Origin of the sequence: Pseudomonas sp. ME-P-057 (genome assembly GCF_030208975.1) — a bacterium.
GTDB lineage: Bacteria > Pseudomonadota > Gammaproteobacteria > Pseudomonadales > Pseudomonadaceae > Aquipseudomonas > Aquipseudomonas lutea.
Genome location: NZ_JARVSX010000018.1, coordinates 141,633 through 165,649, shown reverse-complemented (window position 1 = coordinate 165,649; position 24,017 = coordinate 141,633). Strand labels below are relative to the sequence as shown.

At 59.8% G+C, this 24,017-nt stretch carries 20 protein-coding genes; 15 read left to right on the top strand and 5 right to left on the bottom strand.

Annotation, left to right across the window (positions count from 1 at the left end; genetic code table 11):
* Positions 1-80: 80 nt before the first annotated feature.
* From QRN48_RS09785 to QRN48_RS09770, 4 genes are read left to right on the top strand one after another with little or no spacing between them, the layout of a single operon-like run.
* The gene (locus tag QRN48_RS09785; RefSeq protein WP_037016219.1) at positions 81-1,175 is read left to right on the top strand and encodes a polyamine ABC transporter substrate-binding protein; all 1,095 of its coding nucleotides are present in this window, start codon (positions 81-83) and stop codon (positions 1,173-1,175) included.
* 56 nt (positions 1,176-1,231) lie between these two features.
* On the top strand, positions 1,232-2,374 hold the full coding sequence (gene potA / locus QRN48_RS09780) for a polyamine ABC transporter ATP-binding protein (protein ID WP_285350290.1): 1,143 nt from the start codon (positions 1,232-1,234) through the stop codon (positions 2,372-2,374).
* Positions 2,371-3,291, top strand: coding sequence for an ABC transporter permease subunit (locus tag QRN48_RS09775; RefSeq protein ID WP_191944041.1), 921 nt, complete (start codon positions 2,371-2,373; stop codon positions 3,289-3,291). The genes potA and QRN48_RS09775 overlap by 4 nt, the downstream gene beginning before the upstream one ends.
* Positions 3,288-4,178, top strand: a complete 891-nt coding sequence (locus tag QRN48_RS09770; protein ID WP_285350289.1) for an ABC transporter permease subunit — start codon at positions 3,288-3,290, stop codon at positions 4,176-4,178. Before QRN48_RS09775 ends, QRN48_RS09770 begins: the two co-directional genes overlap by 4 nt.
* A 440-nt stretch (positions 4,179-4,618) precedes the next feature.
* On the opposite strand, the gene QRN48_RS09765 is transcribed toward QRN48_RS09770, so the two are convergent.
* On the bottom strand, positions 4,619-7,012 hold the full coding sequence (locus QRN48_RS09765; protein WP_285350287.1) for a penicillin acylase family protein: 2,394 nt from the start codon (positions 7,010-7,012) through the stop codon (positions 4,619-4,621).
* A 162-nt stretch (positions 7,013-7,174) separates the two neighbouring features.
* Here QRN48_RS09765 and bipL point away from each other — a divergent pair, with 162 nt between their 5' ends.
* On the top strand, positions 7,175-8,116 hold the full coding sequence (gene bipL / locus QRN48_RS09760) for a phospholipase BipL (protein ID WP_285350285.1): 942 nt from the start codon (positions 7,175-7,177) through the stop codon (positions 8,114-8,116).
* 44 nt (positions 8,117-8,160) lie between these two features.
* Here bipL and QRN48_RS09755 read toward each other — a convergent pair whose 3' ends face one another.
* A complete protein-coding gene (locus QRN48_RS09755) occupies positions 8,161-8,901 on the bottom strand; it encodes a DUF2059 domain-containing protein (RefSeq protein ID WP_191944038.1) in 741 nt (246 codons plus the stop codon).
* 195 nt (positions 8,902-9,096) lie between these two features.
* On the opposite strand from QRN48_RS09755, the gene QRN48_RS09750 reads away from it, so the two are divergent.
* Together QRN48_RS09750 and QRN48_RS09745 are read left to right on the top strand one after the other, a co-directional pair.
* Positions 9,097-9,735 (top strand): 2OG-Fe(II) oxygenase, encoded by a 639-nt coding sequence (locus QRN48_RS09750; RefSeq protein ID WP_037016200.1) that lies wholly within the window; start codon positions 9,097-9,099, stop codon positions 9,733-9,735.
* Between the two features lie 342 nt (positions 9,736-10,077).
* Entirely contained in the window at positions 10,078-10,515 is a 438-nt protein-coding gene (locus QRN48_RS09745; RefSeq protein ID WP_037016197.1) for a DUF4399 domain-containing protein, read from the top strand.
* 653 nt (positions 10,516-11,168) lie between these two features.
* Here QRN48_RS09745 and serA read toward each other — a convergent pair.
* Positions 11,169-12,398: a phosphoglycerate dehydrogenase gene (serA, locus tag QRN48_RS09740; RefSeq protein WP_191944037.1), complete on the bottom strand. Its 1,230-nt coding sequence runs from the start codon at positions 12,396-12,398 to the stop codon at positions 11,169-11,171.
* A 170-nt stretch (positions 12,399-12,568) separates the two neighbouring features.
* On the opposite strand from serA, the gene QRN48_RS09735 reads away from it, so the two are divergent.
* The 4 genes from QRN48_RS09735 to QRN48_RS09720 all read left to right on the top strand — a co-directional run bounded on the left by QRN48_RS09735 (position 12,569) and on the right by QRN48_RS09720 (position 16,614).
* Positions 12,569-13,963 (top strand): D-2-hydroxyglutarate dehydrogenase, encoded by a 1,395-nt coding sequence (locus tag QRN48_RS09735; protein ID WP_285350402.1) that lies wholly within the window; start codon positions 12,569-12,571, stop codon positions 13,961-13,963.
* Positions 13,964-14,000: 37 nt separating this feature from the next.
* Positions 14,001-14,669: a fumarylacetoacetate hydrolase family protein gene (locus QRN48_RS09730; RefSeq protein WP_285350283.1), complete on the top strand. Its 669-nt coding sequence runs from the start codon at positions 14,001-14,003 to the stop codon at positions 14,667-14,669.
* Complete coding sequence (locus QRN48_RS09725) at positions 14,666-15,565, top strand: SdiA-regulated domain-containing protein (RefSeq protein ID WP_285350282.1); 900 nt, start codon at positions 14,666-14,668, stop codon at positions 15,563-15,565. Before QRN48_RS09730 ends, QRN48_RS09725 begins: the two co-directional genes overlap by 4 nt.
* A 137-nt stretch (positions 15,566-15,702) precedes the next feature.
* The gene (locus QRN48_RS09720) at positions 15,703-16,614 is read left to right on the top strand and encodes an SdiA-regulated domain-containing protein (RefSeq protein ID WP_285350280.1); all 912 of its coding nucleotides are present in this window, start codon (positions 15,703-15,705) and stop codon (positions 16,612-16,614) included.
* Between the two features lie 41 nt (positions 16,615-16,655).
* Here the strand turns inward: QRN48_RS09720 and rpiA are convergent, their stop codons facing one another.
* Positions 16,656-17,327, bottom strand: a complete 672-nt coding sequence (gene rpiA / locus QRN48_RS09715; RefSeq protein WP_285350278.1) for a ribose-5-phosphate isomerase RpiA — start codon at positions 17,325-17,327, stop codon at positions 16,656-16,658.
* A gap of 266 nt (positions 17,328-17,593) precedes the next feature.
* On the opposite strand from rpiA, the gene ilvA reads away from it, so the two are divergent.
* Together ilvA and QRN48_RS09705 are read left to right on the top strand one after the other, a co-directional pair.
* On the top strand, positions 17,594-19,108 hold the full coding sequence (ilvA, locus tag QRN48_RS09710) for a threonine ammonia-lyase, biosynthetic (protein WP_285350276.1): 1,515 nt from the start codon (positions 17,594-17,596) through the stop codon (positions 19,106-19,108).
* A 660-nt stretch (positions 19,109-19,768) separates the two neighbouring features.
* Positions 19,769-20,197: a DUF2269 family protein gene (locus QRN48_RS09705; RefSeq protein ID WP_191942631.1), complete on the top strand. Its 429-nt coding sequence runs from the start codon at positions 19,769-19,771 to the stop codon at positions 20,195-20,197.
* A 105-nt stretch (positions 20,198-20,302) separates the two neighbouring features.
* On the opposite strand, the gene QRN48_RS09700 is transcribed toward QRN48_RS09705, so the two are convergent.
* Complete coding sequence (locus QRN48_RS09700; protein ID WP_285350274.1) at positions 20,303-20,959, bottom strand: histidinol-phosphatase; 657 nt, start codon at positions 20,957-20,959, stop codon at positions 20,303-20,305.
* Between the two features lie 166 nt (positions 20,960-21,125).
* Here QRN48_RS09700 and QRN48_RS09695 point away from each other — a divergent pair, with 166 nt between their 5' ends.
* Positions 21,126-21,605, top strand: a complete 480-nt coding sequence (locus tag QRN48_RS09695; RefSeq protein ID WP_037017543.1) for an RNA pyrophosphohydrolase — start codon at positions 21,126-21,128, stop codon at positions 21,603-21,605.
* Positions 21,606-21,626: 21 nt separating this feature from the next.
* Positions 21,627-23,906 (top strand): phosphoenolpyruvate--protein phosphotransferase, encoded by a 2,280-nt coding sequence (gene ptsP, locus QRN48_RS09690; protein ID WP_037016168.1) that lies wholly within the window; start codon positions 21,627-21,629, stop codon positions 23,904-23,906.
* Positions 23,907-24,017: the final 111 nt, after the last annotated feature.

Below are 24,017 nucleotides of genomic sequence, written 5' to 3'. Positions count from 1 at the left end.
GCGCGCCGGATGGGTCACAGGCAGTCGTTACTGTCATCGGTACGGGCAATAGGCCCACCTACTAAAAAAGGACAGCACACGTGTCTATTTCTTTATTTTCGAAAGGCTTGCTGCTCGGCGCCGGCCTCATGGTCGCTGCCGGTGCCTACGCGGATTCCACTGTCCGCATTTATAACTGGTCCGATTACATCGGCACCACGACGCTGGACGACTTCACTTCCACCACCGGGATCAAGACCAAGTACGACGTCTTCGACTCCAACGAAACCCTGGAAGGCAAGCTGCTCGCGGGCCACACCGGGTATGACGTGGTCGTGCCGTCCAACCACTTCCTCGGCAAGCAGATCAAGGCCGGCGCTTTCCAGAAGCTCGACAAAAAGCAGCTGCCTAACTACTCCAACCTTGACCCTGAACTGCTCAAACGCCTCGAAAAGAACGACCCGGGCAACCAGTACGCAGTGCCGTACCTGTGGGGCACCAACGGCATCGGCTACAACGTCGACAAGATCAAGGAAGTGCTGGGCGTCGACACCATCGACTCGTGGGCCACGCTGTTCGAGCCGGAGAACATCAAGAAGCTGCAAAAATGTGGCGTCGCGTTCCTGGACTCGGCTGACGAGATGATGCCGGCGGTCCTGAACTACATGGGGCTTAACCCCAACAGCACCGACGAAAAAGACTACAAAGCCGCTGAAGCCAAGCTGCTGAAAGTCCGCCCATACGTGACCTATTTCAACTCGTCCAAGTACATCACTGACCTGGCCAATGGCGACATCTGTATCGCTGCCGGTTTCTCCGGCGACGTATTCCAGGCCAAGGCCCGTGCCGCAGAGGCCGGTAAAGGCGTCAACATCGCCTACGCCATTCCGAAAGAAGGCGGCAATCTGTGGTTCGACATGCTCGCCATCCCTGCGGATGCGCCGGACGTGAAGGCCGCTCATGCGTTCATCAATTACATCCTCAAGCCCGACGTCATCGCCAAGGTCAGTGATCAGGTGGGTTATGCCAACCCGAACCCGGCTTCAGGCGCGCTGATGGACCAGGAAATTCGCAACGATGAGGCGGTGTACCCCTCAAAAGAGGTGCAGGCACGTTTGTACGTCAACTCCGAACTGCCGCCCAAGATCCAGCGCGTGATGACGCGCAGCTGGACGAAGATCAAATCCGGTAAATAAAGACCTTGGCGCCCGGCCGCATTGGCCGGGCGCAAAAACAGTTGGGAGTTTCACCCATGGCAGTTGCCTCCGGCGCCTACAAGAAAGCCCTTGAGGGCGGTCAGCAACCCAAACAGGTGCTGGTCAAGATCGATCGGGTCACGAAGAAGTTCGATGAGACGATTGCTGTGGACGATGTGTCTCTGCAGATCAACAAAGGCGAGATTTTCGCCCTGCTCGGCGGTTCCGGCTCGGGGAAATCCACCCTGCTGCGGATGCTCGCCGGCTTTGAGCGCCCGACCGAAGGGCGCATTTTCCTCGACGGCGTCGACATTACGGACATGCCGCCGTACGAACGACCGATCAACATGATGTTCCAGTCCTACGCGCTGTTTCCGCACATGACCGTGGCGCAGAACATCGCGTTCGGTTTGCAGCAGGACAAGCTGCCCAAGGCGGAGATTGAGGCGCGGGTTGCCGAGATGCTCAAACTGGTGCAAATGACCCAGTACGCCAAGCGCAAGCCGCATCAGTTGTCGGGCGGTCAGCGTCAGCGTGTAGCACTGGCGCGTTCCCTGGCGAAAAAACCAAAACTGCTGCTGCTCGACGAACCCATGGGCGCACTGGATAAGAAGCTGCGCTCGCAAATGCAATTGGAGCTGGTGGAAATCATCGAGCGCGTGGGCGTGACCTGCGTGATGGTGACCCACGACCAGGAAGAGGCCATGACCATGGCCCAGCGCATTGCGATCATGCACCTGGGGTGGATCGCGCAGATCGGCAGTCCTATCGATATCTACGAGACGCCGACCAGTCGGTTGGTCTGTGAATTCATCGGCAACGTCAACCTGTTCGAAGGCGAAGTCATTGAAGACATGGAAGGCCATGCGCTGATCAGCAGCCCCGAGCTGGAACGCAAAATCTACGTCGGCCACGGCGTGACCACGTCGGTGGAAGACAAGCGGATCACCTACGCGCTGCGTCCTGAAAAGCTGTTGGTGACCACTGAACAGCCATCGTTCGAACACAACTGGTCGCGCGGCAAGGTTCACGACATCGCTTATCTGGGCGGTCACTCGGTGTTCTATGTTCAGCTGCCATCGGGCAAGCTGGTGCAGTCCTTCGTTGCCAACGCCGAGCGCCAGGGCACGCGGCCCACTTGGGACGACGAAGTCTTCGTCTGGTGGGAAGACGACAGCGGTGTGGTACTGCGCTCATGAAAATCCGAAAAATCAAACGGGCTTTCAACCGAATAAAACCCACCGGGCGTCAGGCCGTGATTGGCGTGCCGTTCCTGTGGCTGTTTCTGTTTTTTGCGCTGCCGTTTCTGATCGTCATCAAGATCAGCTTCGCTGAGGCCGATGTGGCCATTCCGCCGTACACCGAGATTTTCACGTACGTCGAGCAGAAGCTGGACATCGTGCTCAACTTCGCCAACTACGCGCTGCTGACCAGTGATGATTTGTACATCTCGGCGTATTTGGGCTCGTTGAAGATGGCGTTCATCAGCACGCTGTTGTGCCTGTTGATCGGCTATCCGATGGCCTACGGCATTTCCATTGCCCGTAAAGAAATGCAGACCGTGCTGTTGCTGCTGATCATGATGCCGACCTGGACCGCGATTCTGATTCGGGTCTACGCGTGGATGGGCATCCTCAGCAATAACGGACTGCTCAATGCGTTCCTGATGTGGCTGGGGGTGATCAGCGAGCCGTTGCAGATACTCAACACCAACCTGGCGGTGTACATCGGTGTGGTTTATTCGTACTTGCCGTTCATGATCCTGCCGCTGTACGCCAACCTGGTGAAGCACGATCAAAGCTTGCTTGAGGCGGCGTCCGACCTGGGTTCGAGCACCTTCAACAGCTTCTGGAAGATCACTGTTCCGCTGTCCAAGAACGGCATCATCGCCGGCTGCATGCTGGTGTTCATTCCAGTGGTGGGCGAGTTTGTCATCCCTGAATTGCTGGGCGGTCCCGAGACGCTGATGATCGGTAAAGTGCTGTGGCAGGAATTCTTCAACAACCGTGACTGGCCGGTAGCCTCGTCTCTGGCGGTGGTCATGCTGCTGATCCTCATCGTGCCGATCATTCTGTTCAACCGCAGTCAGGCCAAAGAGCTGGAGGGCAAGGCATGAGAGGCTTCCGATTCTCGAACCTGATGTTGGTACTGGGCCTGATCTTCATCTACGCGCCCATGGTCATTCTGGTGATTTACTCGTTCAATGCCTCCAAGCTGGTGACAGTCTGGGGCGGCTGGTCGGTGAAATGGTACGTCGGCCTGCTCGACAACACCCAGCTGATGAGCGCAGTCATGCGTTCGCTGGAAATCGCGCTGTATACCTCGATAGCGGCGGTAGCGCTGGGCACCATGGCGGCGTTTGTGCTGACACGCATCACCCGCTTCAAGGGCAAGACGTTTTTTGGCGGTCTGGTTACCGCGCCGCTGGTCATGCCTGAGGTCATCACCGGTCTGTCGCTATTGCTGCTGTTCGTGGCGATGGCGCAGTTGATCGGCTGGCCCCAGGAGCGTGGCATCGTCACCATCTGGATCGCCCACACCACCTTTTGTGCGGCCTACGTGGCGGTGGTCGTCTCGGCACGTCTGCGCGAGCTGGACATGTCCATTGAGGAAGCGGCAATGGACCTGGGTGCGCGGCCGTGGAAGGTGTTCTTCCTGATCACCATCCCGATGATCGCGCCGTCGCTGGCAGCGGGCGCGATGATGTCCTTCGCGCTCTCGCTGGACGATTTGGTTCTGGCGAGTTTTGTGTCCGGCCCTGGCTCGACGACGTTGCCGATGGAGGTGTTCTCGGCGGTGCGTCTGGGTGTGAAGCCGGAGATCAATGCGATTGCCAGTCTGATTCTGCTGGCCGTGTCGATCGCTACCTTCCTGGTGTGGTTCTTCAGCCGCCGCGCGGAGAACAACCGCAAGCGCGCCATTCAGTTGGCCATCGAAGAAGCTGCAGCAGACGGCTGGAAACAACCGGACGTCCGCCGCGCGAAGGTGGTCGAGTCGGTTTGATCCCGATCACTGCTCCAGTGAGATGTTCTCACTGGATGCACGCGATGCTGTACTGGAACTCCAGCCAGCCCCACTGAATGCACGCGATGCATTCAGTGGAACTCCAGCCAGCTCCACTGGATGCACAGCGATGCTGTCAGTGGGACCGGCTTCAGCCGGGAAGAGGCCGGTATGTGCGCTACAGATATGCGGCTTAACGTCCGACGCCTTCCCGGCTAAAGCCGGTCCCACAGTTGAGTCCACGTTCACTGCATGATCTCACTGGACGGATGCATTCCTCTGTAGGAGCCGGCTTGCTGGCGAATTGGTCCAGACACCGCAGCGGTCAATGATCAATCCCGTTCGCCAGCAAGCCGGCTCCTACGGGCCCTGATACCTGCCGTTGATGGGCAATCTCTGCTTCGCCGCTAAAGCCGACTCCCGCAGTGCCGTCGGGGTTGTCATGGCACCAGCTCCAACACCTCCTTGCTGTTCCCCTTCACATCCCCTTCGCTGAACCGCTCTGGCGCGTACTCGCCTTTTATGTAGCGCTGCGCCTGATCGGCATAATGCTTGTCGAACAAAACGCCGCTCTGGCCCACAGGATTGATCCCGAGTGCGTGGGCCGGGTCGGCAAAGTCGATGAGGCGGCGCGTTGACGGTCCGTAAGTCACCGGCCACGGCGCAGGCCCCATACTCGCGGAGAGGTTGTTCGGCACCTCATGGGTGCCCGGCGCTGCGAACGGGCCGACATTGAACAGCATGTCCAGCGGCGGTTGTTTGCCCAGCGGGTGCTCATGGGTAAGGGTGTGAGCCTTGCCCCACGTCCATTCATCCGGGTTCTGCCCGTACAACGATTTCAAATGCGAAACCGCTGCGTGCCAGGCAACTTTAACGGTGTTGTCCCGGCTCTCGGGCTCACGCGAATGGCGATTGTTCCACCACGGCGAAGCGGGGTCGGCGGCCAGTCGCGGTAGCGCTGAATCGATAAGCCGAGTCGACAACAGCGTGTTGAACAGCCCGTCGCCCAGTTCGTCGTGGAAGGTCTGATCCGCCAGGTTGAAGAGGAACTGATTGAACAGCGTTGCGCCCACCGAATCCACCGAATAGTCGCCTTCCCACGCTGCCAGTCGTTCGAGCAGGTCGTGCTCCTCCGGCTCGCTCACCACTCGACGTAGCACCGGAATCAGCGGTTCGAGAATTTGCGCCGCGTAGTCAGTCCGGATGCCCAGTTGCAGCGCCTGGCTGTTCTCCAGGTTCCATCTCACCTTGTCGTCGCTCAGTTGGCGATCAAGCTGTCGCCCACGCTCGGGAAGGTTGTAGTAACCCGGAATCTCCATGCCGATAGGCGATACCGGCTGGAAGTTAGCCGAGACAATGTAGCCACGCGCCGGGTTTTCTTCCTGCGGATTGGCGCTGAAGGGATAGAACCCATTCTTGTCGGCCTGCTCCGAACTGCCGTCGAGAATGAAAGCTGGATCCACGCCGGCGGGGCGCTTGGGCAGTTGCGCTGCCGCCCACCAGCCGATATCGCCCTTGGCGTTGGCGTAGACGATATTCAGGCCTGGCGATTGAATCTTCTCCGCGGCACCCCGCATCTTGGCCAGCGTGTCAGCACGGTTGGCCTCGTAAAAGCCCTGCAGGATCGGATTATCCGATTCCAGGAACGACCACCACATTGCGATCGGTGTGTCGCTCGGCTGTTGCGTGCCGTTGGCGCCCATTGCGTCGTTGACGATCGGGCCATGGGGTGACTGGCGCAGAGTAACCACGACAGGCGACTCGCCCTTCACGTCGATCTGTTCAGTGCGGGACGTCATGTCTACCCAGGCGCCGTGATACCAGACCTGATTCGGGTTGTCGGGGTTGGTCTTTTCTGCGACCAGGTCCAGATCGTCGTTCTGGAACATCGTCAGGCTCCAGCCGAAATCCAGGTTGTGGCCGAGCAGCGCGAAGGGGTTCAGTGCCTGGAAGTGCCCATACAGTTCGAAACCCGGCGCTGTGAGTTGGGCTTCGTACCACACCGCTGGCACCGAAAAGCGAATGTGCGGATCACCCGCCAGCAACGGCTTGCCACTCTGGGTGCGACTGCCGGACACCGCCCAGGCATTGCTGCCTTCAAACTGCGGCAGGCCGGCCTTCTCCAGGGCCTGTTGGCTGAGCAGCGCCAAGTCATCGAGGTTTTTCCAGTCGTTGCTCGTCAGCGCGGGCGACTGGCCGAGCGCCCCCTGAGGCTGCCACTCAAGGTCGAAAATTTTGAGGTAATCCGGCCCCAGTTGATTGCGCACATAGGTCATCAACGGCTCGGTACGAAAGGCCGCCGCGAAGCTGTAGGCCAGATAACCGCCGACGCTGAGGGTGTCCTGTGCGGTGAATGGCCGCTCGCGTATGCCCAGCACGTCGAATTCGACTGGCTTCGGGTGCGTTGCCTGAAACTGGTTGATGCCGTCGAGGTACGCCTGAAGCGCTTTCCACGCGGGCGTGTTCTGATCCTGACGAGCCACGTAGGCGTCGGCGTGCTCGCGAATGCGCAAGCTGCGGAAGAGCTTGTCGGTGTTGATCAGTTTCGGGCCAAGCACTTCAGCCAGTTCGCCACGCGCCAGCCTGCGCAGAATTTCCATCTGGAACAGGCGATCCTGCGCGTGAACATAGCCAAGCGCGCGGTACAGATCGTCCTGGTTTGCGGCGCGAATGTGCGGCACGCCGCGCTCGTCGTAACGTACCGTTACGGGAGCCTGCAGCCCTTTCAGGCTCATCTGGCCATCGCGAACCGGCTGCTTGCTGTGGATATACCAGACGCCGGCGCACCCGATGACTACCAGCAGTGCGACGACGACGTAAAGGCTGCGTTTCATCCGGGGGCTCAAATGAGAATCGGGAAGGTTCGCAGGCTACAGATTTGTCGCGTCACTGGGTAGACGGTGGGCCCAGGATGCAAGCGAGGTAACTTGCCACGCCGCAACGGACAGATGACACTTCCGTGCCCCCGCTCCTATGAACCCAGAACAGGAATACCGATGTCTGACACGTTCGATCCCGATCACTTGCGCGCCGAGGCAGTGCCGCTGAGTGTTTTCCGAGAGCTGTCGTCAGAGGCCCGGGCTTACCAGCGTTTCTATGGTCTCAACGCCGTGGGTCCGAAGGGCGCATGCAGCGGGCAGATGGGGCGCTTCGAAGTGGGTGGCTATGAAATCGTCACGCAGCTCTGGAAACCCGAGCATCCGGTCGGCACGCTGGTGCTGATGCATGGGTTTTACGACCATGTGGGCTTGTACGGGCATGTCATCGACTGGGCGCTGGGGCTAGGGCTGGCGGTGATTACCTGCGACCTGCCGGGCCATGGTCTGTCCAGCGGAGCGCGGGCAAGCATTACCGATTTCTCTGAGTATCAGACGGTACTGAATCGCCTGTTCATCGAAGCCGAAACCCTGCAGCTGCCCAAGCCATGGCACTTGTGCGGGCAGAGTACCGGCGGGGCAATTGTCATCGACCATTTGCTTCATCATGGCGACGACAGCCCGGCGCAGGGGCAGACGATCCTGCTTGCGCCGCTGGTGCGGCCACGCGGCTGGGCACTGTCGAAGCTCAGCTATTACCTGCTGCGCAGCTTCGTCAAAGGGATCGACAGGCGTTTCAGCGAAAACTCCAACGCGCCGGCATTTCTGCCGTTCCTGCTGGCGGACCCCTTGCAACCCCGACGCCTGCCAACAGTCTGGGTGGGGGCGTTGGCCAAGTGGGTCGAAATCATCGAACGCGCGCCTCGCAGCCGCCGCAGCCCGCTCATCGTGCAGGGCGAGTCGGACATGACCGTGGACTGGAAACACAATCTGGCTGTGCTCAAGGACAAATTTGATCAGCCGCAGATTCTCATGCTGGAAGAGGCGCGCCACCACCTGGCAAACGAGACGCCTGAGTTGCGGGCGCGGTTCTTTGAGTTCCTGACGGAGCGAATGGAGTAAGACTCCACGGGCACGTTTCCCGGCTGAAGCCGGTTCCACTGACGTTATTTCACATTCTGTCCGACCGCCAACCCTGCGCGAACAGAGGCCAGCGCTGCCTTGTAATAGGCTTTGCCTTCGTTTGACTCGGCAAAGGTAGCGAACTCGTCCAGTTCGCCGTCAGACAGATCGCGGTACACGTAGAGCAGCGTGTTGTTCACGTCTTTGCCGATCTGCCCCATAAGTCGCTGACGCTGACCGTCGAGCATTGCCTGGGTGGTGCTGCCGCCCATCAAGCCGGGGATCATCGAGCTCAGGCTGTCTGCAGCGACGCCGGCGATCGCGAGGCTGACTTCGGCGCCGGCCTCCTTGGCAGGCAGGGCGTTGGCCAGGTGGCCGATGATCAGCAGACGATTGTCGTCTGCCTGGATGTGCGGCAAGCCTTGAGCGTTTTTGGCCAGCTGGTCGGGGCGTGTGGCCGTGAGCTCGGCATTGACGATCTTGCGCCCCAGAGGCGTCTGGAAAAACTGCAGCGCAGGGTTTGGATCCGGCAGCGTCTGCCGCAGCATTTGCTCTGCGCGCTGGTCCATCGCCTGCGACGCGAAACGCTGATTGCTGTTATTCACCAGAGCCTCGAATACGGCAGGCGGGAGGCTGTTGCGGTAGCGCTGCTGAGCGGCTTTCAGGGCATCGACAAAATGAGCGCGTTGTTCCGGCCAGCCGGCAAGCTTGTACAGCTGATCGTGGCCGTCTGCCCAGACGGGCAGGGAAGAAATCATCAACAGCAGGAAAAACAGACGGCGCATTAGAGACTCCTGTCGGCAGGCCGCTATTCTCGGCGGGGCAGCGGGGATTTGTCGAGTTAACACTTGCCAGACCCCGCTAAAACTCGTGGGTTCGACCTGCCGTTCGGCAAAACCGCTCGGGCGTATTCCCTGTGCAGAAATATTCCTCATTCGCCGGGCTCCGGGCTCTGTCGGATTAACCGGCGTATGGATACTATGCGCGCCATGCGCATATCCCCTGATCACCCTCTGCTGTTGCGAATCGTCGACGACCTGGCCGAGCGTGGCTGGTCGCAGCAGAACATTTTCCTGCCCGATGCCCTGACCCGGGAGCTGGCCCTGGAATGCCGCACGCGTGCCGTTCAGGGTGAGCTCGCACCTGCTGCAGTGGGCCGAGGACCGGCGCAGGAGGTTCGCGAAGGGATTCGCGGTGATCACATTCAATGGCTGGAGGCGGGGCAGGCCGAACCTTGCGATCGCTATCTGGACTTGATGGATAGCCTGCGTCAGGCGCTCAATCGCGGGCTGTTTCTGGGGCTGGAAGACTACGAAAGCCACTTCGCGCTTTATCCCCCCGGGGCGTTCTATCGCAAGCATGTGGATCGGTTTCGGGATGACGACAAGCGCATGGTTTCAGCCGTCATCTACCTCAACGACGCCTGGCTGCCGGAGCACGGTGGTCAATTGCGCATGTACCTCAAAGGCGGCGTGGAATATGACGTGCAGCCCACCGGGGGATGCCTGGTGGTGTTTCTCTCGGGAGACATGCCCCACGAAGTCATGCCCTCAACCCGCGAGCGACTGTCGCTGACCGGATGGTTCCGGCGGCGCGGAAGTGAGCCGTTCGAGCTGTAGCAGGCTGACTCCCACACGTTCTGCGGCGGCCCGAGATTGCAACCCAACCCCGATCCCGATCCCGTGGGAGCGAGCTTGCTCGCGAAAGCATAGGTTCAGTCCCCAGAAAAAGCGGTTGAATCAACTGACCTCTTCGCGAGCAGGCTCACTCCCACAGGGGTTGTGGTCGTTGCGCGTCTGCGCATGGGCCCAACATGAAACCTTCTACATCCAGCCACTCCGCGAAATACTTCGCGGCCAACCGCAGCTAAGGTAAGGGTCGTTCCTGAGCGGTTGTCTGTCGGGATGGAAAAGCCTTCGAAGCCTGACCCCCAACTGCCTATCGATAAAAACGGAGAAATCATGAAGACGTTAGTTGCTAAAGCCGCCCTGACCGGACTGCTCCTTGGAGCAAGCTTGCTGGCTCATGCCGACGATATGCCACGCACGGCATCACCCGCAGGGGCCGAGGTTTACATCATTTCGCCGAAGGATGGCGCGGTCGTCAACGGCGCCTTCAAGGTGCAGTTTGGCCTCAAAGGCATGGGCGTTGCGCCTGCAGGCGTCGATGTACCTGATACCGGTCATCACCACCTGTTGATCGACGTCAAAGATCAGCCCGACATGAACGCGCCGCTGCCAACGACCGACAACATCCGCCATTTCGGCAAAGGCCAAACCGAAACCGAGCTGAACCTGACGCCAGGGCAGCACACGCTCCAGTTGCTGGTGGGCGACAAGAATCACGTACCGCTGAATCCGCCGGTCGAGTCACAGAAGATCACCGTCACGGTGAAGTAGGGCGCTCAGCGCTCCAGAGTCACGGCTTGCGTTGCCAAGTGCCGACGGCTCGCTTGGGACCTGAAGGAGCCGGCTTGCTGGCGAAACGTTTTATTCATCCACCATGGATGTGTCTGACTTGACGCCTTCGCCAGCAAGCCGGCTCCTACAGGTCGGGTACGGCGCGCAGAGTGTATGGCGCATTCCGTTGTAGGAGCGCGCTTGCCCGCGAATGCGGTGGGTCAGCGGTATACCCATAACTGACGAAACGCCTTCGCGGGCAAGCGCGCTCCTACAATTTTGATCGCCGTAAGCAGGCGTGAATCCGTCCAATTCTCCATCGTGCGGCAAGCGTGGATTGGTCCAATTCTCCATCGCGCGGCAGGCGTGGATTGGTCCAATTCTCCATCGTGCGGCAAGCGTGGATCCGTCCAATTTTCCATCGTGTGGCTAACGTCGGTTTGTTCGATCCCCCGCGCGATGGCTGGCGTGGGCCGGTATCTTCATTCGTATGGCTCAACTCAATCTGTAGGAGCCGGCTTGCTGGCGAAGGCGTCGCTTCAAGTGCATTGATGGTGACTGGATAAACCGGTTCACAGGCATCAGCACACGCCTGCTTGAGGCACAAAAAAAGGAGACCCGAAGGTCTCCTTTTGCACATCGAACGCCCGCGTTTAGAACAGAACGCGGCTGCGGATGGTGCCTTTGATGTGCTGCAGCTTCTCTTGCGCCAGATCGGAATACTCGGCGTCGACGTCAATCACCACATAACCGACTTTCTCGTTGGTTTGCAGGAACTGGCCGGAGATGTTGATACCGTTTTCGGCGAAGACCTTGTTGATCTCCATCAGCACGCCCGGGATGTTCTCGTGGATGTGCAGCAGACGGTGCTTGCCCGGGTGAGCCGGCAGGGCCACTTCGGGGAAGTTGACCGAGGAAACCGACGTACCGTTGTCGCTGTATTTGACCAGCTTCTCTGCCACTTCCAGACCGATGTTGGCTTGCGCTTCGGCCGTCGAGCCACCGATGTGCGGGGTCAGGATGACGTTGTCCAGGCCGCGCAGCGGGCTTTCGAATACGTCATCGTTGGAGCGTGGCTCAACCGGGAACACGTCGATGGCCGCGCCGATCAGGTGCTGATCCTTGATCGCGTCAGCCAGGGCGTCGAGCTCGACCACCGTGCCGCGTGCCGCGTTGATCAGGATGGCGCCCTTCTTCATGGCGCGGATTTCTTTCTCGCCGATCATCCACTGCGTTTCGCTGGTTTCCGGAACGTGCAGGGTGACGATGTCGGACATGCCCAGCAGCTCGTTCAGGCTGGACACCTGCGTAGCGTTACCCAGCGGCAGCTTGGTCAGGGTGTCGTAGAAATAAACCTGCATGCCCAGGCCTTCAGCCAGGACCGACAGCTGCGTGCCGATCGAGCCGTAGCCGATGATGCCGAGCTTCTTGCCACGAATTTCAAAAGAGTTGGCCGCGCTTTTGATCCAGCCACCACGGTGGCAGGAAGCGTTTTTCTCCGGGATACCGCGCAGCAGCAGGATGGCCTCGGCCAGCACCAGCTCCGCCACCGAACGGGTGTTGGAGTAGGGGGCATTGAACACGGCGATACCGCGTTCGCGGGCTGCGTTGAGGTCAACCTGATTGGTACCGATGCAGAAGCAGCCCACCGCGACCAGTTTCTTGGCGCAATCGAACAGCTCTTCAGTCAGTTGGGTGCGGGAACGAATACCGATGAAATGAGCGTCGGCAATCTTTTCCTTCAGTTCGGCTTCCGGCAGAGACTTGGTGTGGTACTCGATGCTGGTGTAGCCGGCGGACTTGAGGACGTCGACCGCGGACTGGTGGACGCCTTCGAGAAGAAGGAACTTGATCTTGCTCTTGTCGAGGGAAGTCTTGCTCATCTGCGTAAACCTGTGTCCCGGAGAGAAATGGCAGTAAGTGAAGCGCCCGCAAATCGGCCGAAAGCTCGTTTGGCGGGGGGCGTATGCTAGCATATGCACCCCGCGAAACACCCCATTCCTGGACGTGAGCCGTTCTCAGGATGACCATGAATTGTTCGAGAGTTCTGTTGATGACCCATCCTGCGCTGATAGATGAGCTGAAGACCCTGGTTGAGCCTGGCAAGGTGCTTACCGACGCCGATTCCCTCGAAACCTACGGCAAGGACTGGACCAAACATTTCGCCCCGGCGCCCACCGCCATCGTGTTCCCCAAGACCACCGAGCAGGTTCAGGCCATCGTCCGTTGGGCCAACGAACATAAGGTTGCGCTGGTCCCTTCGGGTGGCCGTACCGGGTTGTCGGCCGCCGCCGTTGCCGCCAATGGCGAGGTGGTCGTTTCGTTCGATTACATGAACCAGGTGCTCGAACTCAACCTGACCGATCGCACCGCCATCTGCCAGCCAGGGGTGGTCACCAAGCAATTGCAAAATCTCGCGGAAGAAAACGGCCTGTATTACCCGGTCGATTTCGCCTCGTCCGGCTCCAGCAACATCGGTGGCAACATCGGCACCAACGCCGGCGGGATCAAAGTGATTCGCTACGGCATGACGCGTAACTGGGTGGCGGGCCTCAAGGTTGTCACGGGCAAGGGCGACCTGCTCGAACTGAACAAAGACCTCATCAAAAACGCCACCGGCTACGACATGCGGCAGCTGTTCATCGGCGCCGAAGGCACGCTCGGTTTCGTGGTCGAGGCGACCATGCGCCTGGACCGCGCCCCGAAAAACCTCACCGCGATGGTTCTCGGGACCACCGATTTCAACGCCATCATGCCGGTGCTGCACGCGTTTCAAAGCAAGCTGGACCTGACCGCGTTCGAGTTCTTCTCGGACAAGGCATTGGCCAAGGTCATGGCGCGCGGCGATGTGCCGTCGCCGTTTGAAACCGAATGCCCGTTCTACGCGCTGCTGGAGTTTGAAGCGACCACTGAAGAGGTGGCCAACCACGCGTTGGAAACCTTCGAGCACTGCGTCGAGCAGGGCTGGGTGCTTGACGGCGTGATGAGCCAGAGCGAACAGCAACTGCACAATCTGTGGAAGCTGCGCGAATACATTTCTGAAACCATCTCCCACTTCACGCCGTACAAGAACGACATCTCGGTCACCGTTTCAAAGGTCCCGGCGTTCCTCGCCGAAGTGGATGCGATCGTCGGCCAGCATTACCCAGATTTTGAAATCGTCTGGTTCGGGCACATTGGCGACGGCAATCTGCACCTGAACATCCTCAAGCCGGAAAACCTGAGCAAGGACGAATTCTTTGCCAAGTGCGCCACGGTGAACAAGTGGGTGTTCGAGATCGTGCAAAAGTACAACGGCTCGATTTCGGCCGAGCACGGCGTTGGCATGACCAAACGTGACTATCTGCACTACAGCCGCTCGCCGGTTGAAATCGAATACATGAAGGCCGTCAAGGCGGTGTTTGACCCGAACGGCATCATGAACCCCGGTAAAATCTTCGCGCTGTAAGCGGTTTCCCATTACAACAAGCTTTTCAGGAGCGCTCATGAGCTACCAGCACAAATACGTCGACGGCACCAAGGTTCATTTTCCGCTCGGTAAAGTGGTCTGCATCGGCCGCAATTACGCCGAGCACGCCAAGGAACTGGATAACCCGGTGCCGACCGAGCCGTTGCTGTTCATCAAGCCGGGTAGCTGCGTGGTCGGGATCGAAGGCGGTTTCAGCATCCCGCAGGACCGTGGCTCGGTGCATTACGAAGCCGAGATCGTGGTGCTGATCGGCAAGCCGCTGAGCAAGAATCCGAGCCGTGAGGAAGTGCTCGATGCCATTTCCGGGTTCGCTCCTGGCCTGGATCTCACGCTGCGCGACGTGCAGTCGAAGCTGAAAGAAAAAGGCCTGCCGTGGGAAATCGCCAAGTCGTTTGACGGCGCAGCAGTAATCGCACCCTTTGTGTCGGCCGATACCTATCCCGACCTGACCGACATCGCGATCCGCCTGACCATCAACGGTGAAGTCCGTCAGGATGGCAACAGCAGCCAAATGCTCAACCCGATTGTGCCGATGATCCAGCACATGGCCTCGCAGTTCTCCCTGCAAGCCGGCGACCTCATCATGACCGGCACGCCTGCCGGTGTTGGCCCTTTCAACATCGGCGATGAAATCGTGCTGGAGCTGACAGGTCATAGCCGATTCGAAAGCGACGTCCGCGGATGACACAGCGCCAACGCCGTGTGCGTTTCCGTTGGTGGTGGCTGCTTGTCGCCGCCTTGGTGATCCTCGCGGGCCTTTCCTTCGCCTGGCACTGGGATGATCGCGGTCTGTTGTGGCTGCGCGAGCATAACGTCACCTCGGCTGAGCGCGCGGCGGGCATCTGGCTGCCGGATTACAAGGTCGACATTGATGGCAAGCCGTTGGCGGGCATGGAAAAGGACGAGGCCTCGGATCTGTCTTACGACTCCGAGAGCAAAACCTTGTATTCGGTGATGGGCAAGAACCCCTTTCTCTCCGAGCTGACGCTCACCGGCGACGTCATCCGCAAGATTCCGCTGGTAGGCTGGGGCAACCCCGAGGGTGTGGCCGTGCTGGGCAAGGGGCTGATCGCCATCGTTGACGAGCGCCAGCACTTGATGACCATTGTCCAGGTCACGCCTGAGACCAAGAGCCTAAACCTCGCCGACTTCCCCAAGTACGACCTCGGTGTGTCCAAAGATCAGAACAAGGCCTTTGAAGGCATCGCCTGGGACCCTCGGGACCAACAATTCCTGTTTGGCGAAGAACGCCCCCCTGCGCTGTATAGCTGGAAGGCCGACGGCAGCAGTGAGGTCAAGGGTGAAAAGCGCAAGCTGATCAACGACAACCTCATCGTGCGTAACCTGTCTTCGTTGTTTGCCGACCAGAAGACGGGCCACTTGCTGGTGTTGTCCGCCGAGTCGCACATGCTGCTGGAGCTGGACGGGCATGGAAATGAGGTTAGCTTTATGACGCTGCTGAGCGGATTCAATGGCCTGCGCCAGACCATTCCGCGTGCCGAAGGCGTAGCCATGGACGAGAACGGCACCATTTACATGGTCAGCGAGCCGAATCTCTTTTATACCTTCAAGCGTCAGTGACCGACGCCCGACCTTCCGGGCAACCCGGCCGGCCGCTGGGTGCGCTCGGAAAATGCAAACGAGATGCGACGCAGTGTTCAGTTTGGCTTCAGAATACGGTGCTATTAAAGCCGCCCCACTGAAGTCGAGCCCCTTGCATGCGTCGTGTGTCCCCGTTTCAGACCGTTGTGCTCACCCTGGCTGTGGTGTTGATCCTCACGGCCTCTTTTTTTCTGGCACGCGAATACCGGGTCATCGAGCGCCTCTGGTTCAACTGGTACGTTTTCTGGCAATCCAGCGATGCCCAGGCGTTGGGCCTTGATGATTATGAAGTCGTGATCGAGGCGCGCGCCATTGATGGGCTTGAGTACAACGTCTCGGCCCTCAGCTTTGATCCCCAGCGCAAAACCCTCTTCACAGTCACCAACAAAGACCCGGAACTGGTGGAGCTCAGCCTCGAAGGGCGGATCCTGAGAAGGATTCCGTTGACGGGTTTCGGTGATGCCGAGGCTGTCGAATACATCAGCCCGGGCATTTACGTTATCAGTGACGAGCACAGCCAGCGCCTGATTAAGGTGCATCTGGATGACGACACCACTTTCCTTGATGCGGCCGATGCCGAGCAGCTGACACTGGGTATCGACGCCGGCGGCAACAATGGCTTCGAGGGCCTGGCTTACGATAATCAGGGCCGCCGGTTGTTCGTCGCCAAAGAGCGGCGGCCGGTGCAGATCATCGAAGTGCGCGGCTTCCCCGACGCTGGCACGGATTCACCGAACATTCTGGAAGTGACGTCCAGCAAGCAGCGGGACGCGGGGCTGTTTGTGCGCGACCTTTCCAGCTTGCAGTTCGACGAGCGCAGCGGGCACTTGCTGGCGCTGTCTGATGAGTCTCGGCAAATCCTGGAGCTTGATACGCAGGGCAAGCCTGTCGGCAACGTGTCACTGACCAAGGGCAGCATGGGCCTGAGCAAAAGCGTGCCCCAAGCGGAGGGCATCGCGATGGGCGACGACGGCACCTTGTACGTCGTCAGCGAGCCGAATCTGTTTTACGTGTTCAAGAAGCGCTGAGGCCAAGGCATCTCCGGAAGGATTTGCCTGGCCCTCAACAATCAACGCTTGAGTGTTTTCACGCCTTCCTGTGTGCCCAGCAGCAGCAAATCTGCCGAGCGCGCAGCGAACAGGCCGTTGGTGACGACGCCGACGATGTTGTTGATCAGCGCTTCCACCTCGACCGGGTTGCTGATGTTCATGTTGTGCACATCGAGGATGATGTTGCCGTTGTCGGTCAGAACACCTTCGCGATAAACCGGGTCGCCACCCAGTTTCACCAACTGGCGGGCCACGTGGCTCCGGGCCATCGGGATCACTTCGACGGGCAGGGGGAACGCACCCAGTACCGACACCAGCTTGCTGCCATCGGCGATGCAAATAAACGTTCTGGCGACAGCAGCGACGATTTTCTCGCGGGTGAGGGCTGCGCCGCCGCCCTTGATCAGGTTCAGGTGTTCGTCGCTTTCGTCGGCGCCGTCGACATAAAACTCAAGGTCGCTGACCGTATTCAGCTCGTACACCGGAATGCCGTGCCCCTTCAGGCGCGCAGCCGTGGCGTCAGAGCTGGCGACTGCGCCGTCAAACGCGCCTTTGTGCCGGGCCAGTGCGTCGATGAAGCAGTTGGCGGTAGAGCCGGTCCCGACGCCCACGATGCTTTTGTCGTCCAGCTTCGGAAGGATGAAATCGACCGCGGCTTGGGCAACGGCCTGTTTGAGTTGATCCTGGGTCATGCGAGGTGGGCTCCGGTTATGAATGACAAACTGAAAGAGCGCGCTTGCCCGCAAAGGGCGTTGCAGGGGCGACGAATCGGCGACCGCGCAGGGGGTCGTTCGATTTCAGCCCATTCCTGCCGCGCTGCAACAGTGGAATGACGATAACGCTTGGGGGCGGCAGTATAACGACATGCCCTCATCAAAGCCTGAGTCTTGGTGTGGTCGTACGTGAGGTCGAGGGGTAGACTTCCGGGCCTTGCCCCTTCGCCAGTGATCTTTCCCCGATGCTCGAACACTACGTCAAGAAAATCCTCAACTCCCGTGTCTACGACGTCGCCGTGGAAACCCCGCTGCACGCCGCCCGACAGCTGTCCGAGCGCTTGGGCAATCAGGTGCTGCTCAAGCGTGAAGATTTGCAGCCGGTGTTCTCGTTCAAGATCCGCGGCGCGTACAACAAGCTCGCGCAATTGAGCCCGGAAGAGCTGGCGCGGGGCGTGGTCACGGCGTCGGCCGGCAACCACGCGCAGGGCCTGGCGCTGGCGGCGAAGACCCTGGGCGTGTCGGCGACCATCGTGATGCCCAAGACCACCCCGGAAATCAAGATCGAAGGCGTCCGCTCGCGCGGCGGAAAGGTCGTACTGCACGGCGACTCATTTCCCGAGGCGCTGGCGCATTCGCTGCAGCTGGTCGAGGAACACGGCTACGTTTACGTCCACCCGTACGACGACCCCGACACCATTGCCGGGCAAGGCACGGTGGCAATGGAGATCCTGCGTCAACATCAGGGCCCGCTGGACGCCATATTCGTCCCGGTGGGTGGCGGCGGGTTGATCGCCGGCATTGCGGCGTACGTGAAATACCTGCGCCCGGAGATCAAGGTGATCGGCGTGGAGCCGGACGATTCCAACTGCCTGCAGCAGGCGATGGCCTACGGCGAGCGGGTGGTCTTGCAGCAGGTCGGGCTGTTTGCCGATGGGGTGGCCGTGGCGCAGATCGGCCATTACACCTTCGAGATCTGCAAGGACTACGTCGATGAGGTGATCACCGTCAGCACCGACGAGATTTGCGCGGCGATCAAGGACATCTACGACGATACCCGCTCAATCACCGAACCCTCCGGCGCCCTGGGCGTGGCCGGGATCAAGAAGTACACCGAACAGTATGAAGTCTCCGGGCAGACGTTTGTCGCCATCGACTCCGGCGCCAACGTCAATTTCGACCGTTTGCGTCATGTGGCAGAGCGCGCCGAGCTGGGCGAAGGCCGCGAAGCCATCATTGCCGTGACCATTCCCGAACAGCCGGGCAGCTTCAAGGCGTTCTGCGAAGCCATCGGCAAGCGGCAGATCACCGAATTCAACTATCGCTACCACACCGATCGCGAAGCGCACATCTTTGTCGGCGTGCAGACTCATCCCGACACCGACCCGCGCAAGGCCTTGATCGCAAGCCTCACCGAGCAGGGCTTTCCGGTGCTCGACCTCACCGACAACGAACTGGCCAAGCTCCACTTGCGCCACATGGTGGGTGGCCATTCGGAGCGAGTGAACGACGAGGTGGTGATGCGTTTTGAATTCCCCGAACGGCCGGGCGCGCTGTTCAACTTTCTCAACAAGCTGGGCGGTCGGTGGAATATCTCGATGTTCCACTACCGCAACCATGGCTCGGCGGATGGACGAGTGGTCGCGGGCCTGGTGGTGCCGGAGGACGAACGGCATCTGGTGCCGCAGGCGCTGGCCGAGATTGGCTATCCGTACTGGGACGAAACCAGGAACCCTGCGTACAAGCTGTTTTTGGGGTGATGGCTGGCCAATACAATTTGCCCGCACCATTAGCATCGCCTGACCCAACGCATTCGCGGGCAAGCGCGCTCCTACAGGGGATCTGCGGCAGATGATGTATCGGTGGGGTACGCATGCGTACGCCGGGATCTGCGGCGAACGACGTATCGGCGGCGGTACGCGTGTAAACGGGATCTGCGGCGGATGACGTATCGACGCGGTACACGCGCGTAAACGGGATCTGCGGCGAATGACATATTGGCAGGGGTAGGCGATCCGTAGGAGCCGGCTTGCTGGCGAATGCATTCTTCCAGCGGCATCATCGTTGTCTGACACACCGCATCGCGGGCAAGCGCGCTCCTACACGGGGTCTGCAGCGAACGACGTATCGACGGGGCGCACGCGTGTACACGGGATCTGCGGCGGATGACGTATCGACGGGGTACGCGCGCGTAAACGGGATCTGCGGCGAATGACGTATCGGTGGGAAATGACGTCCGTAGGAGCCGGCTTGCTGGCGAATGCGATTCACAATTCACAATTCACCGTTGAGGTTGTTGGGCCCCGCGCATTCGCCGGCACGCCGGCTACGGTTGCATTCCCTTCAACCGGTGCGCACGGCCGCAACCGACGATGTGTTGCTACGCTTCAAACACCGCTAGATACAGGGATACGAACACAATGGAACACTTTGCTGCACTGAAAATCCTGCACGTCGTCAGTACGGCGCTGTTGTTCATCTGCGCGCTGGCATTGACGGTGTGGATCGTGCGCGGGCGTCGTGCGGGCGATGCGACGGTGCAAAACCGTGCCATGCAGCGGCCTTGGGTGTTTGTCTGGCTTTTAATGGGTTTGTGTTTGCTGAGCCTGCCAATTAGCGGTTGGTGGCTGGTCCACTTCGCAGGCTGGCCATTGGGGCAAACCTGGCTGCTGGCGGCGAGCGTGTTGTATCTATTCGGCGCATTGAGCTGGGCGTGGCTGGCCGTGCGGGTCAATCGCCTGCGGCGACCCGCCATTGTCGGCAACACCCGGTTTACGCTGGCCCTGGCGGTGTTCAGCGTCGTCTGTTTCGTTACGATTGCCGGACTGATGGGCGCCAAGCCGGTGTAGGGCGCCTCGCCCCTTAACTCCGCGCCAAGTAGATGTTTCGCGGGTAAGCGCGCTCCTGCGTCCCGCTGCGGTCTCTTGCAGGAGCGCGCTTACCCGCGAAGCTCTTCAGTCCCGCAGTGAAATCACCGGCCAGCCGCGGCGGGTGGCCTCGGCGCGCAGCTTTTCATCAGGATCAACCGCGACCGGATTAGCCACTTGCTCCAGCAGTGGCAAATCATTCATCGAATCACTGTAGAACCAGCTGTCGTCCAGGTTGAAGCCGTTCTCTTCGATCCAGCGGTTCAGGCGTGTCACTTTGCCCTCGCGGAAGCACGGCACGTCGGTGGTCCGACCGGTGTAGCGGCCATCGACCACCTCGCACTCGGTTGCCAGCAGCGTGTCGATTCCCAACCGTGCAACGATAGGCGCGGTCACAAAGCGGTTGGTGGCCGTAATCACTACCAGCTTGTCGCCGGCATCGCGGTGTTTGGCGATAAGCGCCATGGCCTTGGGCAGGACCAATGGCTCGATGCAGTCACGCATGAATGCCTGATGCCATTGGTCAAGCTGCGCCATATCGGTACGGCCCAGAATCTCCAGACTGAAATTCAGGTAGTCGGTCAGGTTCAGCGTGCCGGCCAGATAATCCTGATAAAAGGCATCGTTGCGTGCCTTGTAGGCCGCGCCATCCAGAATGCCGCGCTCACACAGGTAATCGCCCCAGGCGTGGTCGCTGTCGCCGCCGAGAAGGGTGTTGTCGAGGTCGAACAGGGCCAGACGCATGAGCTTTACTCGCTGAAATATCAGAAAAAAGAGCACAAGAATACGAGGTTTGCCCAAGAGATCGCATCTATTAATGCGCTTGTCACGATAAGCTGTCGCAGCCTCGTTGCTGCCTTCACGATCTTTGTGGAACAATGCGACGACATGCGTTTGCGAGGTTGTGGCCGTGATCGACCCCGATGGTTTTCGCCCTAATGTCGGGATAATTCTGACAAATGATGTTGGCCAGGTCTTGTGGGCTCGGCGCATCAATCAAGACGCCTGGCAGTTTCCGCAGGGGGGTATCAACCCTCAGGAGACGCCGGAAGACGCGCTTTACCGTGAATTGAATGAAGAAGTCGGGCTGGAACGGCATGATGTTGAAATTCTTGCCTGCACCCGTGGTTGGTTGCGCTATCGTCTGCCGCAACGACTGGTCCGTACCCACAGTCAGCCGCTGTGCATCGGCCAGAAGCAAAAATGGTTTCTCCTGCGCCTGATCTCCGACGAGCAGCGGGTGCGGATGGATTTGACCGGCAAACCGGAGTTCGATGGCTGGCGTTGGGTCAGTTATTGGTATCCGTTGGGCCAGGTGGTGACATTCAAGCGCGAGGTATATCGCCGCGCACTCAAAGAGCTTGCCCCGCGCCTGTTGGCGCGCGACTGACACGGAGTTCGACCCCGAGCCATGCTCAATACGCTGCGCAAGATCGTCCAGGAAGTTAACTCCGCCAAGGATCTAAAGGCGGCGTTGGGCATTATTGTGTTACGCGTCAAAGAGGCGATGAGCAGCCAGGTCTGCTCGGTCTACCTGCTCGACCCCGAATTGAACCGCTTTGTGCTGATGGCCACCGAAGGCTTGAACAAGCGCTCGATCGGCAAGGTGAGCATGGCCCCGAACGAGGGCCTTGTGGGTCTGGTCGGTACGCGCGAAGAACCGCTGAACCTCGAAAATGCCGCCGATCACCCCCGTTATCGCTATTTTGCGGAGACCGGCGAAGAGCGCTACGCCTCCTTCCTGGGCGCGCCGATTATCCACCACCGGCGGGTTGTCGGGGTGCTGGTCATCCAGCAGAAGGAGCGGCGTCAGTTCGACGAGGGAGAAGAAGCCTTTCTGGTCACGATGAGCGCGCAGCTCGCCGGCGTTATTGCCCACGCGGAGGCCACCGGGTCGATTCGCGGGCTGGGTCGGCAGGGCAAGGGGATTCAGGAAGCCCGATTTGTCGGCGTCCCGGGCTCGCCGGGTGCTGCGGTCGGTACCGCACTGGTCATGCTGCCGCCTGCCGACCTTGAAGTGGTGCCGGACAAGACCGTCACCGATATTACCGCCGAGCTAAAGCTATTCCAGACCGCGCTGGAAGGCGTTCGCAATGATATGCGGACCCTTTCGGCGAAGTTGGCCACACAGTTGCGCCCGGAAGAGCGAGCGCTGTTCGATGTGTACCTGATGATGCTCGACGATGCTTCGCTCGGCAGCGAAGTGACCAATGTCATCAAGACTGGCCAGTGGGCACAGGGCGCCTTGCGATCTGTAGTCAACGAACACGTCAAACGCTTCGAGCTGATGGACGACGCCTACCTGCGTGAACGTGCATCGGACGTGAAAGACCTCGGTCGCCGCCTGCTCGCCTATCTTCAGGAAGCGCGGCAGCAAACCCTGGTTTACCCCGACAACACCATTTTGGTCAGCGAAGAGCTGTCGCCTGCCATGCTCGGCGAAGTGCCTGAAGGCAAGCTGGTGGGTTTGATCTCGGTACTCGGCTCGGGCAACTCCCACGTTGCCATTCTTGCCCGTGCCATGGGCATCCCCACCGTCATGGGTGTGGTGGATCTGCCGTATTCTAAAGTCGACGGCATCGAGCTGATCGTCGACGGCTACCATGGTGAGGTCTTCACCAACCCCTCCGAGATTCTCAAAAAGCAGTATTCGGTCGTCGTTGAAGAAGAGCGGCAGCTCTCTCAAGGCCTTGATGCGCTGCGCGAGTTACCGTGCGTGACACTTGACGGTCATCGCATGCCGTTGTGGGTCAACACCGGCCTGCTGGCTGACGTGGCACGTGCGCAGCAGCGCGGCGCGGAAGGGGTCGGGCTGTATCGCACCGAAGTGCCGTTCATGATCCAACAGCGCTTTCCCAGTGAAAAAGAACAGCTGGCGATCTATCGCGAGCAACTGGCGGCCTTCCACCCGCTGCCCGTGACAATGCGAACCCTGGACATCGGTGGCGACAAATCGCTGTCGTACTTTCCGATCAAGGAAGAAAACCCATTCCTGGGCTGGCGCGGCATCCGCGTGACGCTGGATCACCCGGAAATCTTCCTGGTGCAGACTCGCGCAATGCTCAAGGCCAGCGAAGGCCTCAACAACCTGCGCATTCTGCTGCCGATGATTTCCGGTACCCATGAAACCGAAGAGGCGCTGCACCTTATCCACCGCGCGTGGGGCGAAGTGCGCGACGAAGGCACCGATGTGCCGATGCCGCCGGTTGGGGTGATGATCGAAGTGCCCGCAGCGGTCTACCAGACCCGTGAGCTGGCGCGTCAGGTGGATTTCCTGTCGGTCGGTTCCAATGACCTGACTCAGTATCTGCTGGCGGTCGACCGAAACAACCCGCGGGTGGCCGACCTGTACGATTACCTGCATCCAGCGGTGCTGCAGGCGTTGCAGAGCGTGGTGCGCGACGCCCACGCCGAAGGCAAGCCAGTGAGCATCTGCGGTGAAATGGCCGGTGATCCAGCGGCAGCCGTGCTCCTTATGGCGATGGGCTTCGACAGTCTGTCAATGAACGCCACCAATTTGCCGAAAGTGAAATGGATGCTGCGTCAGATCAACCTGAGCATGGCCAAGGATCTCTTGGCCCAGTTGATGAAAAACGACAACCCGCAAGTCATCAGCAGTTCGTTGCAACTGGCGCTGAGGAATCTGGGGCTGTCGCGGATGATCAACCCGGGGTCCGTGAAGGGGCATTAAAGGTTGGTTGGCCGCTGGCCGTAGGAGCCGCCTTGCTGGCGAACGCGGTGAATCAGCCGCCTTTACAGTGCCTGACACACCCAGATCGCCAGCAAGCCGGCTCCTACAGTG